This window comes from Mariniblastus fucicola (assembly GCF_008087665.1).
GTDB classification, from domain to species: Bacteria; Planctomycetota; Planctomycetia; order Pirellulales; family Pirellulaceae; genus Mariniblastus; species Mariniblastus fucicola.
This window is the reverse complement of the sequence record NZ_CP042912.1, coordinates 5,526,541-5,538,715: the sequence shown is the minus strand read 5'-3', so window position 1 is coordinate 5,538,715 and position 12,175 is coordinate 5,526,541. Positions and strand designations below refer to the sequence as shown.

At 53.3% G+C, this 12,175-nt stretch carries 9 protein-coding genes; 8 read left to right on the top strand and 1 reads right to left on the bottom strand.

Annotated features, from left to right (window positions below; all coding sequences use genetic code 11):
• Positions 1–107 precede the first annotated feature (107 nt).
• Positions 108–572: a hypothetical protein gene (locus MFFC18_RS20695; protein ID WP_148619010.1), complete on the top strand. Its 465-nt coding sequence runs from the start codon at positions 108–110 to the stop codon at positions 570–572.
• Between the two features lie 48 nt (positions 573–620).
• Here MFFC18_RS20695 and MFFC18_RS20690 read toward each other — a convergent pair whose 3' ends face one another.
• Positions 621–827, bottom strand: coding sequence for a hypothetical protein (locus MFFC18_RS20690; RefSeq protein ID WP_148619009.1), 207 nt, complete (start codon positions 825–827; stop codon positions 621–623).
• A gap of 568 nt (positions 828–1,395) precedes the next feature.
• Between MFFC18_RS20690 and rpsO the strand changes: the two genes are divergently transcribed.
• The 7 genes from rpsO (at position 1,396) to MFFC18_RS20650 (ending at position 12,173) form a co-directional block, all read left to right on the top strand.
• Entirely contained in the window at positions 1,396–1,665 is a 270-nt protein-coding gene (gene rpsO, locus MFFC18_RS20685) for a 30S ribosomal protein S15 (RefSeq protein WP_075083977.1), read from the top strand.
• 374 nt (positions 1,666–2,039) lie between these two features.
• Complete coding sequence (locus tag MFFC18_RS20680; protein WP_315849991.1) at positions 2,040–4,826, top strand: polyribonucleotide nucleotidyltransferase; 2,787 nt, start codon at positions 2,040–2,042, stop codon at positions 4,824–4,826.
• A 217-nt stretch (positions 4,827–5,043) separates the two neighbouring features.
• The gene (locus tag MFFC18_RS20670; protein WP_075083980.1) at positions 5,044–5,772 is read left to right on the top strand and encodes a sensor histidine kinase; all 729 of its coding nucleotides are present in this window, start codon (positions 5,044–5,046) and stop codon (positions 5,770–5,772) included.
• 79 nt (positions 5,773–5,851) lie between these two features.
• A complete protein-coding gene (locus MFFC18_RS20665) occupies positions 5,852–6,778 on the top strand; it encodes a bifunctional riboflavin kinase/FAD synthetase (RefSeq protein ID WP_075083981.1) in 927 nt (308 codons plus the stop codon).
• Between the two features lie 71 nt (positions 6,779–6,849).
• Complete coding sequence (locus MFFC18_RS20660; protein ID WP_075084148.1) at positions 6,850–7,848, top strand: DHH family phosphoesterase; 999 nt, start codon at positions 6,850–6,852, stop codon at positions 7,846–7,848.
• A 126-nt stretch (positions 7,849–7,974) separates the two neighbouring features.
• Positions 7,975–10,032, top strand: coding sequence for an FAD-dependent oxidoreductase (locus MFFC18_RS20655; protein WP_075083982.1), 2,058 nt, complete (start codon positions 7,975–7,977; stop codon positions 10,030–10,032).
• Between the two features lie 119 nt (positions 10,033–10,151).
• Positions 10,152–12,173 (top strand): hypothetical protein, encoded by a 2,022-nt coding sequence (locus MFFC18_RS20650; protein ID WP_075083983.1) that lies wholly within the window; start codon positions 10,152–10,154, stop codon positions 12,171–12,173.
• The last annotated feature ends 2 nt before the right edge of the window (positions 12,174–12,175 follow it).

Sequence of the window (12,175 nt, the reverse complement as noted above, 5' to 3'; positions counted from 1 at the left end):
GGTGGAAAAGAGCAAGGTGCGATTCTATTCAGAAACTCACGTACACAACCAGAAAATCGGCTGATGGAGCTGCTCTAACCCCTAAAAGCACGTGATTTGAGGACAGTTTGCCTCTGCAAGCCGTCGCAATTCGAAAGAAGCCCTCAACCGTTATTAAACCTGATTTCCAACCGCAGGTTTCGCAACTCCGCAACTTCGTCACAAACAGATGGTTGCGTCCCAAAAAGTTGCCGAGTTCATGTCGCGGCCTCGCGAACGCCAGGTGGTCCGGGAAAAAGTTCCAGGGCCATGGTGCAGGACGCGCACGAAAAATCCTCTCTGTGATTTCTCACAGAAAGGATGTTCGTTTGAATCAGGATGATTCAGGTATTGGTAAAAAGCGTCATACATTCGCTAAAACCAACAGGTTTGGTAAATCAGCAAGTGATGCACCAGTTTTAGGCGGACTTTTCTTCGCACCCAAAATTAAGAGCTTTAATTGCTTCTTTGATTTTTTCAATCGATTCGGGACCAACATTGTCTCCTTTGAGCATCAATGTGGAACCGTTCAGGTCAAACTCTACACCCGGTAGAGCCAGCTTGTCCAAAGCTTCGGTAACTTTGGCGCCTCAGCCGCCTGCTCAGACCATTCCTGTGATCGTCAGGCTGACCGCAGTCGTGCCTGTGGTAGCGGTCTCAGGTGCGTCGGTGGTCGACGGAGTACTGCTGCTCGTTGCTGCTGGCGTATCCGCCGGCGGAGCAGGTGCTTCCTTCGTTTCACCGCAACCAAGACTCGCCACGCTAACTGCTGCCATACAGACAACAGCAACTAAGCGAAGTAGTCGCATTGTGTTTCTCCAAGTAGAGATTAGGTAAAAAAGTTCACTTGATGGTTCCGCCAACCCAAAACCAGGCAACCGTAAAACGCAGCCCGCAGCCTACAGAACCGCCAGTAAGTGTAAGCGATAGGACCGCAGCGACTTGCTGCAGCACCGTATTACCTATAAATCTCGGCCACATTTAACCAGGAATCAGCCAGAAATCTGAGTTCGGGTGCCATTTCGCATCTCGGAACACGAAGTTTTTCGGGAAAATCTGACGGCTTTGAGATTCCGACTCTCGATATCGTCCGGTTTCTACGATGATTTAAGTTCCAATCGGGCGGAGCAACATTACTTTAAATGGGGCTAGCCAGCATTTCTCTTCTTGGCGCAAATAGGTCAATCAGTATCATCTTGGCTCGACTCGAACGTAAGAATCGATCGCGTCGGTGTGTTGTGAAGTAGTAATGTGACCGTATTGGACCCAGAAAGAAAACGAAGAGCCTGTTAGGAAAAAGATTGTAGGTGTTCGGATCGCCAAATTGTTGGCAAAGGCTCGGATGACCGCGACAGGGTAATCAGTAAGACAGTAAATATGACCATCACGAAAGAAGCAAAAGCAGAAGTCATTGGGGAATTCCAGAAGAATGATAAGGACAACGGTTCTCCCGATGTCCAGATCGCAATTCTGACCAAGCGAATCAATAGCTTGACAGAACACATGCGAGCCAACCCCAAAGATTACTCGACACGACGTGGCCTCCTTGGGATGGTCTCGCGCCGTCGTCGTTTGCTGGACTATGTCCGTGATCATGATCCTGATCGTTACCTTGACCTCCTTGAGCGTCTCGGAATTCGTAAATAAGCCAGTCACTTGCGGACTTCAGTTATTGTGGAGTCCGCTTTGTTTTTTGAACTGGCTTCGTGACCTCCGTGATGTCGCGACACTTCGACTCCCTTAACTGCTTTGTGATTCTTTGACAAAGCAATGCGTTGTCGTTTTGTGCGAACAATTTCCTTGTGACCAGGTTCCTTCGGCAGGAACGTCTTCGTGCCAAATGGAATGGCCCCAACTTGTGCTTCTCTTAAGTCATATTTCGTGGCTGCGCAAGTTCATTTCCGCTTTGAGTCAGAGCGATCCGTTTCTTTACGGTTCTGTAGCGTTGATTGCACGCTTTTGAAGCAACCAAATTGTTTGAATGATTGATTGATAGATAATCCTTAGTACAGGAACGAATTGTGAAAGTAAGAGTAGAAAAGAAAATTGGCGACCAAACGATGTCGCTCGAAACCGGACAGCTCGCGAAGCTTGCTGCCGCGGCCGTTGTTATTCAGTACGGCGAAACTTCCGTGATTTGCACAGCGGCCACCGGAGCACCGCGACCAGGACTGGATTTCTTCCCCCTGATGTGTGATTACCGCGAGCGAACGATCGCAGCGGGTAAGTTCCCTGGCGGATTCATGAAACGTGAAGGCCGACCAACGACCAAGGAAACGTTGACGGCTCGTTTGATCGACCGTCCCATTCGTCCAATGTTCGCCGATGGCTTCAAGGACGAAGTTCAATGTCAGTCGTTCGTGCTTTCAAGCGATCGTCAAAACGACGGCGACGTGCTGGCCATGAACGGCGTTGCAGCAGCCTGTTTTATCTCGGCATTGCCGTTTGAAGACGCTGTTGCTTCCACTCGCGTTGGTCGCGTCGATGGTGAATTCGTTGCGTTCCCGACCTTCGAGCAACTCGAAGAAAGCGACATGGACATCATCGTGTCCGGCACCGACGGTGCCGTCACCATGATCGAAGGCTTCGCTCGCGAAGTCGCCGAAGACGACATGCTGGCCGCAATCGAATTCGCTCATGGCATTTGCAAAGAAGTCATCGGGCTGATGCGTGAGCTGGCGGATAAATTCCCTGTCGAAAAAGTCAAATTCGAGTCGCCTTCGGACAACGGACTGTTCGAAAAAGTCAAAGCCAAATATTTCGACGGATTCAGCGAAGCCATCCTGACGCCTTCCAAGAAAGACCGCGGCGCGGCGAAGTCCGAGTTCAAGGACAAAGTCATCGCTGAGATGATTCCGGACCCGGAAGCAGATAATGCAATCTGTGCGGATGCTCTCAAGAAAGCACTCTACAAACTTGAAGCTGCTGTCATCCGCGAATCGATCCTCGACGGCAAGCGTACTGACGGTCGCGGTCTGGATGACCTTCGTGACATCGAATGCCACGTCGACGTCATTCCTCGCGTTCACGGTTCGGCCGTTTTCCAACGCGGTGAAACTCAGGCGATGATCACGGTCACGCTGGGAACCGGACGTGACGAACAGCGTGTCGACGGCTTGCAGGACGAGTACTCCAAGAAATTCATGTTGGACTACAACTTCCCAAGCTTCAGCGTTGGTGAGTGTCGTCCGATTCGCGGCCCTGGTCGTCGCGAAATTGGCCATGGTGCTTTGGCGGAACGCTCGATCAAGCCTGTGCTGCCAGATGTTGACGATTTCCCGTACACAATTCGCGTTGTGTCGGACATCCTTGAATCAAACGGTTCGTCTTCCATGGCGACAGTTTGCGGTACGACTTTGGCCCTGATGGCGACTGGCGTAAAAATCAAAAACCCGGTTGCTGGTATCTCAGTTGGCCTGGTCAAAGAAGACGATCGCCACGTTTTGCTGACCGACATTCTGGGCAGCGAAGATCACTTCGGCGACATGGACTTCAAGGTCGCTGGTTCGCAAAAAGGTATCACTGGCATCCAGCTGGACCTGAAAATTCGCGGAATCAGCAACGACTTGATCAAAGACGCGCTGGCTCAATCGAAAGAAGCTCGCCTTGAGATCCTTCGCAAGATGCTGACGGCCAAGCCACGTCCGGCAGAATCACTTTCTCAGTACGCTCCACGCTTGCTGCAGACTCAGATTCAGTCTGACAAGATCGGCATGCTGATCGGTCCTGGCGGAAAGAACATTCGTGCCATTCAGGAAGAAACAGAAACCGTTATCGAAGTTGCTGAAGACGGCAAGGTAACAATTTCCGGTACCAACGGCGAACTCGCTGATATCGCACTCAAGAAAGTTGAAGCTTGCACGGCAACGGTTCAGGTCGGCAAGATCTACGATGGCGTTGTCAGCAGCACCAAAGAATTCGGTGCCTTTGTTGAGATCCTTCCTGGTCGTGACGGATTGTGTCACATCAGCGAACTTTCTAACGGCTACATCAGTGATGTTTCAGACGTTTGCACCGTTGGCGATGAGATGAAAGTTCTCGTGATCGATGTCGATGGCAACGATCGCGTCAAGCTCAGCCGTCGTCGTGCTTTGGAAGAGCTTGGTCTCGAAGACGAATTCGCCGAAGAGGAAGACAACGACGATTTCGATGGCGGAAGCGACGATGACTTCGACGGCGACGATGAAGGCGACGACAATGATCGCGGCGGACGCTCAGATCGTGATCGCGGTGGCGACCGAGGTGGTCGTGGCGGAAGTGATCGTGGTCGCAGCGGTGGCGGCGGTGGTCGTGGTCGCAGTGGCGGCGGAGACCGTGGTGGACGCGGTCGCAGTGGCGGCGGCGGTGGACGTGGTCGCGGTGGCCGTGGAGACAGCGATCGTGGCGGACGCGGCGACAGCGATCGTGGAGGCCGTAGCGATAGTGACCGAGGTGGTCGTGGTCGTAGCGACAGTGACCGAGGTGGTCGGGGTCGTAGCGATAGTGACCGAGGTGGTCGTAGTCGTGGCGATAGCGATCGTGGTGGACGCAGCGACAGTGATCGCGGCGGACGCGGTCGTGGCGATAGTGATCGTGGTGGACGCAGCGATAGTGATCGCGGTGAACGCACAGAAGGTGATCGCGGCAACCGAGGTGGCTCGGGCGGCGGTGGCGGAGACTATGATCGTCCTCGTGGCGGCGGCGGTCGAGGCCGTGGTCGCAGCGGTGGACGCGGCCGTGGCGGTTCAGGCGGCGGTGGCGGCGGTCGTTCGCGTGACGGCGGCGGTGGTCGCAGCAGTGGCGGTGGTGACCGGGGTTACCGCGATTAATCGCTTCAGCCAAGTTGCATCGTCAACTTAAGTTATAATTTCGCCCGACGGAACGATTGATTCCGCCGGGCGTTTTTTTTGCCTTTGAGTACCCGGGCGGCAACAGTCGTTCGATGTTAAATGCAGGCGACTGTGTGATTGAATGAGCAAGCGGCGTCGCCTGCGGCTGGCTTTTGAACGAAAACGAACGAACCCAAACACTATCTTTTAGCACTCAATGAACGAACAGGAACAGGACGAGACGATCGACCAATGGCGCCGCCGATACGCGCAATTGGCGGCGTTAGCAGGAGAACTTGCTCATGAGATCAAGAATCCGCTCTCTGTTATCCGTATGAACATGGAGCTGCTCCATGAAGACTTTGAGGAAATTAACCTGCCGTTGGCGCGGCGTGCGGTTGAGCGAATCGAAACGGTGAACCGTCAGTGTCAGCGTCTCGATACCTATCTCAAGGACTTTCTGGAGTTCACTCGCTTTACCAGTCTCGAACTCAAGGCCGGTAGCCTGAACGATCAGATTGAACAGGTTTTGGATTTTTTCTTGCGAAAGGCTGAAGAGCAGGGCGTCAAGATCGATCGCCATCTTGACGCGGCTCTTCCGAGCATCAAACTCGATTCGCAAACTCTGCAACAGGCGCTCACCAACCTTGTAAAGAATGCGTTGGAAGCAATGCCCAACGGCGGTCAGTTGCTGGTCAGAACACGACTGGTCCGCAATGGTGTTGCCTTGGATGTGATTGACACTGGTTGCGGAATGGAAGCCAATGCACTGCTGAACATGTTCAAGGAGTTTTACACCAGCAAGGATGGCGGAACAGGCCTCGGTCTTCCTACCGCCAGGAAAATTATCGAAGCCCACTCCGGTCGAATCAACGTCCAAAGTGAAGTCGGGACGGGAACCTGTTTTACCGTTGAGTTTCCAACGCCGGCGAGGTTGCCTGAATAGTCGCAAGCCGCAAGCCTTCCGATCGTCGCCGTTGCAGATTCTTGTTAGGGCGGGGATTTTATCAGTACGAATCGAACCCATGAAACTCTATCACTCACTTGATGACTTTCCCATTTCTGATCGCCGTAGTGCTCTGACGATCGGAAACTTCGACGGTGTTCATCGTGGTCATTGCGTCGTCATAGACGAACTGAAACGGCTGGCCACCAAACACGATGCGATGGCTGTCGTTTTCACTTTCGAGCCCCATCCAGTTCGGATTCTCAAGCCCGAAGCAGCGCCACCTCCGTTGACCTGGATCGATCGCAAGGCCAAATTGTTGGCGGAACTTGGCGTCGATGCGGTCATCGCCTATCCGACAGATCTGAGCTTGTTGTCGCTGACGTATCAGGGGTTCTTTGACCAGATTATTAAGCAAAAAGTCAACGCGTGCGCAATGGTTGAAGGTCCGAACTTTCACTTTGGAAAGGGCAGGGCGGGTACGCCGGAGAAGCTGGCTGGGCTTTGTCGCGACAACGATATCGAGCTGACGATTCTCGATCCATCCATCGACGGCGGCGAGTACATTTCCAGCAGCAGAATCAGAAACCTGGTCCGCGACGGAAACGTTGACAAGGCGAGAGAGATGTTGACTCGGCCATATCGCATTCGCGGCATGGTGACGCACGGAGCGGCTCGTGGCAGGCAGATCGGATTTCCGACAGCCAACGTCGACGCGATTGATACCTTGATTCCTGCCAACGGTGTTTATGCTGGACGGGCAACCGTTGATCGAAAAAGCCACTGGGCCGCGATCCACATTGGGCCCAACCCGACTTTCGGTGACCGGATGTCGAAGGTCGAAGTTCACATCCTCGATTTCGACCAGTCGATCTATGGGATGCCGATCGAGGTTGATTTTATCAGCCGTCTGCGTGATATTTGTGAATTCGATTCACCTGAAAAACTAAAATCACAACTTAATAACGATATTGCTGACGCTCGAAAGATCCTTCGAACCCATTGAAGTATTCTCAAACGGGTTCCAGGAGATTTTCAGTTTGCCAGTTGCTCACGAAGTTCAAGAAAGAAACCAAAATGCAAGTTGACTGGAAAAGATTCAGCGAAGTCATTGAAGCGTCCAATAACATCATCCTTACCAGCCACATTCGTCCGGACTGTGATGCGCTTGGTAGTTGCCTTGGCATGGCCGGATTGTTAGAGAGCCTTGGCAAGAAAGTACGCATCGTTTGCGGTCAGGAGGTACCCGAGAGTCTGAAATTTATCGACCCCGATGACCGCATCAAGTGCATCGGCAAGGATATCGTGGCGGAGGAGTTTGCCGATGCCGATTTGCATATCATTCTCGATACCAGTGCCTGGATTCAGCTGGGCGACATGGCGGATGTGATTCGAAACTCAAGCTACAAGAAAATCATCTTCGATCACCACGAAGGCGAAGACGATATCGATGCGGAGCTGTTCAAGAACACGACTGCAGAAGCGGTTGGGCGAATGATTGTTGACGCCGCCGAGTATCTTAAAGTTGAGATGACTCCTGCGATTGCTCAACCGGTGCTCGCCGCTCTGGCAACCGATACTGGCTGGTTCCGATTCGGCAGCGTGAACCCGGGAACGTTTCGGGCGGCTGCCAAATTGCTGGAAGCCGGAGCCCAGCCAGCCAAACTTTACGGTCAGCTTTATGAACGTGAAACTGTTGGGCGCGTTCGACTTCGCGGAACAGTTCTGGCTCGAATCGAAACAGAACTCGACGGACGATTGGCACACACGTACATCAAGCCCGATGACTATGAAAAAACGGGTGCTCATCCAACCGACACCGAAGATCTGATCAATCTCGCGTTGGAAATCGAAGGCACCGTTTTCGCCGTGATCATGGTAGGGCAGGTCAGTGGTGGCTACAAAATGAGCTTCCGCAGTCGCTGCGACGTTGCTGCCAATGAAGTCGCCAAGGCGTTTGGCGGCGGAGGCCATCGCGCTGCTGCCGGCGCTTTCATCGAGAGCGATTCGTTTGAGGAAGTCCAGAATCAGGTTTTGACTCAAGTACGTGAAATGCTTGCCGCTGGCATTGCCTGAATCCGTACCTGCCTGATTGCTTGATCCAATACCAGTTAAAAATGCTGGTCGAGTTTTGATGCGGCTTTTGGCTCTCGATGAAGACTGCTTGGGCCGCGCGTTAACCAATAGATGGGGACCACCACCATGGTAAAGCTTCTGCTCGCGCTGTTTTCAATTCTCTCTGCACCCGAACAGGAGAACTCCGCGGATGTCGTCATTTACGGAGGCACGTCGGCGGGAGTTGTTGCCGCTGTTCAGGCTCGACGGATGGGCAAGACCGCGATCATTGTCGAGCCGACATCGCACCTTGGGGGCCTGAGCAGCAACGGGCTTGGTTGGACTGACAGCGGGAACAAGAACGCGATCGGCGGCATCTCACGAGAGTTCTATCAGCGGATTCAAACGCACTACAACAATCCGGCGTCCTGGCACCACGTCGACCGTGCGAAGTACGATCGCTATCGTCCGAACGCTGATGCAATGTGGACTTTTGAACCCAAAGTCGCGGAATCGATTTTTGAGTCCTTCGTTTCCGAAAACGGCATTCTTGTCTTCAAAAATGAAAGACTTGATCGCGGAGCAACGGGTGTCAGTAAAACTGGCGGCCGCATCACTTCATTTCGCACCACGTCTGGCAAGATCTTTCGCGGGAAAATGTTTGTCGACGCCACCTACGAAGGTGACTTGCTCGCCGCGGCGGGCGTGTCGTTTACCATCGGTCGCGAAGGAAACGATGTCTACGATGAAACGCTCAACGGCGTTCAGAAAACAAGAATGCGACACCATCTGTTCACGGCCAAAGTCGACCCGTACGTCGTGCCAGGTGATCCAGCAAGCGGTTTGGTTTGGGGCGTTCACAACAATCCGCCGGGAAAAGATGGAGAAGGCGACAATCGACTTCAGGCTTACTGTTACCGCATGTGTATGTCTAACGTGCCAGCCAATAGCACTCCGTTCCCCAAACCGGATGGCTATGACGAGTCACAGTTTGAGTTGCTGTTTCGGAACTTTGAAGCCGGTGACCTGAGGTTTCCATTGAAGCCTGACATGATGCCCAATGGCAAAACAGATACGAACAACAATTGTGCCTTCAGCACCGACGCGATCGGTTTGAACTACGACTTCCCGGCGGCCAGCTACGCCGAACGTGAAAAGATTCTTGCTGAGCATGAGCGATATCAAAAAGGGCTGATGTGGACGCTTGCGAACCACGAACGTGTGCCGGAATCGATTCGGAGCAGCATGAGCAAATGGGGGCTGGCTGCAGACGAGTTCACCGACAACGAGAACTGGCCGTATCAAATTTATGTCCGGGAAGGCAGGCGGATGATCTCCGACTACGTGCAAACCGAGAAAGACTGTCGCCGCATTCGCATTGCCGACGACAGCGTTGGCCTCGGTTCGTACAACATGGATTCACATAACGTCCAACGGTACGTCACTCCCGAAGGGTTTGTGCAGAACGAAGGCGACGTGCAAGAATCGCCTGGCGGTGCTTACGCGATCAGCTACAAAGCCATCGTTCCCAAACGTGACGAAATTCAAAATCTGTTCGTTCCCGTCTGTTTGTCTTCTTCTCATATCGCATACGGCTCGATCAGAATGGAACCAGTCTTTATGGTTCTTGGCCAATCCGCAGCAACTGCAGCCGCGCTTGCGATCGATTCAAATCAGTCGGTTCAGGACGTGCCTTACGACAAACTGCGTGAACGATTGTTGGCCGACAAGCAGGCGTTGGATATTCCAGAAGGATCTTCTGCGATGATCCGAATTCGGAAATCGAAACTCGATGGCATTGTTGTCGACGACGACGAAGCGACCTTTGTTGGGGCATGGTCAAAGAGCAGTGCTGTCGGACCGTTCATCGAAAGTGGCTACCATCATGACGGCAACCTCGATCATGGTGAGAAGAAAGCCATTTTTGCGACGACTCTGGAGCCTGGCGAGTACGACATTTTGCTGGCCTATACGCCGAACAAAAATCGTGCCACCAAAGTTTCCGTGCAGCTCAACGGCGGCGATTTTTCCGAACAGGCCGACGCCACTGTCAATATGCGAATCAAGCCCGATCAACCTAATGGTTTCGTCAGGATTGGCAGCTGCAAAGTTATCGCACCGGAACAGAAAACTGAACTGGTTGTGTCCAACAAGGGCGCTGATGGGTACGTTGTCGTTGACGCGGTGCAGTTCATCAAGAAGTAACGGAGTCTTGCTGGCAATGATCTGTTTGCCCGGCGGCGTGCAAACTGTAAAAATGCTGCGTCGGAACTTTTCGACGCCGAGTTGCCACTCCCTGATTCCAACTTCTTGAGGCCGCTGTTATGTCAAAGGATTTGCAAACGTCCGCCACCACGTTGCTTTATATCGCTGTGTTTTTGTCCTGCAGTCTCATCGCTGGCTCAGGTCTGTCGGCCGCTTCATTGCGACAGGAATCAAGCGAGGCTACGGTCACCGTCGACGAACCGGGCGCCGAAGTCGTTGATCAGAACGATCGGCCTGAAGCAACGAGCGAACAAACGGTCGATGATGAGGTCGATGACGGGGCCGCAGTTGTTGCTGCTGCTGAGCAGAGTGACTTGGCCGCCGAGAACGAGGGCGTTGCAGACGTCGAGCTTGTAGCTGCGGTCGCAGCTTCCGGTCAACCCGTCGCTGAAGCCGCCGTGTACCAGTTTCTGTCGCCTGAAATCGTCACCAAGTTGATCAATCCGCTGATCATTCTGTTTCTCGCAGTCTGTTTTTTGACATGGCTGTTGGCATTGATGACTCCCAAATCGAGCGCCAAACGCGGTGGGGCGACAGATTCAATTTCGAATCAGGGCAAAGCGAAAAGTTCAAAATTCGGACAGGTCTTTCCCGCTAAGCCGAAACTGGTCGACGACCTGACCAAAATCGGAGGCGTCGACTCAAACGATGCGCGAAGGCTCAACGAAGCTGGAGTTTGGCAGTACAGCCAACTCCGAAACATGACCGTTCAGCAACGAACCAATCTGCAGCAAAAGTTGAATCTTCCCGGCATCCGCTGGTATTCGCTTACCGGATTGAGCGGCATCGCGGCGACGAGTTTGGCGACCGAGTCACGAAATGCTCTGGAGACGTCAGAACCATTTTCCGGTTTGGCCGAAAGCGAAGCAGGCCAAGTCAAACAGTCGAACGTTCATTCAGTCAATGAACGTGGTTCTGACGGAACCGCATCCGAACAATTCCACGATGGCGATCATGTGTCCCGACAGAAAAACGCCGCAATCCGGGTGGACGAAGCGTCAGCGACGTCAGCGTTGCGACCGCCGAAATTTCATCGTCCAACAGAAACGCAGGGCAGTTCTGAAGAAAATGTCGCCGTTCCAGCAGGGCAGGGCGGTTTGAAACCAGAATCTGTCGCTGCCTCCAATGCTAAAAACGCGTCGATACCAACCGTGGTGGATACGTTAGTACATCCCGTCGCCGAATCTTCGGCTCGATTGGTCCAGGCAGTCACGCCGCAGTCAGCGTCCAGCCCGGACATTCTCTCTGGTTCGGTTTCGCCGACGCTCGCGGAGGGCGACCGCCACATGGTCGAATCATTCGGGTTCAACTACACGTCTACCCCAATGGATCCGGATGATCTGACTCGACTTGCTGGAATCGACGCTGAAACTGCGGCAAGGCTCAATGCCGCTGGAATCTTCAGATTTGATCAGCTTAAGGAACTGGATGACAGTCAAATCACTTTGCTTGTTGAGAACTTTCAGATTCGCGATGCTGATGTTGCTGACTGGCGACGTTGCATCTATGCATGGGGGCGAGGCATCGATACGACTGCGGAAGCGGGCCAGACGTATGCGATGGGTTCAATTCATGGAATCCAGTTGCCTCAAATTGCAGACGGGGTATTTGACGGAGCCAGACTGGTTGCCTATTCAGAGCAAGTCATTTTCCGTGGTGAGAATCCGGAGGTGTGGGGCCGCGACGATTGTGATTCCGACGACGGTGCGGTCTCCGCGTTGAGCTTTGATTCGATTCGCAGTGATATCAATTACCTGCGAATTCGTCGCGTTGATACTCGCGAGTCCGTGGTGATTCCGATGACCAAAGATCAAATATTCGCCAGCGGCGATCCAGACATCAATGGTTGGAATGGTTCGTGTGAAGTTTTCTTCGGTGGACGACACATCGGTGTGTGCGCGAATCATCTTCCGCAGGAGGTCGAAACCCGGTTCGGCCAGGGAGGATGGGGGTTCGGACATCGCTACGATCACAACGACCGCCAGGAATGGGGCTGGGCGGGACGTGTGATTGAGCCGACCGCGTTTGAGATCAGCGTTGGCTGTATCGGTGAGATGCCTCGCAAGCTGCCGCGGAACTAAAT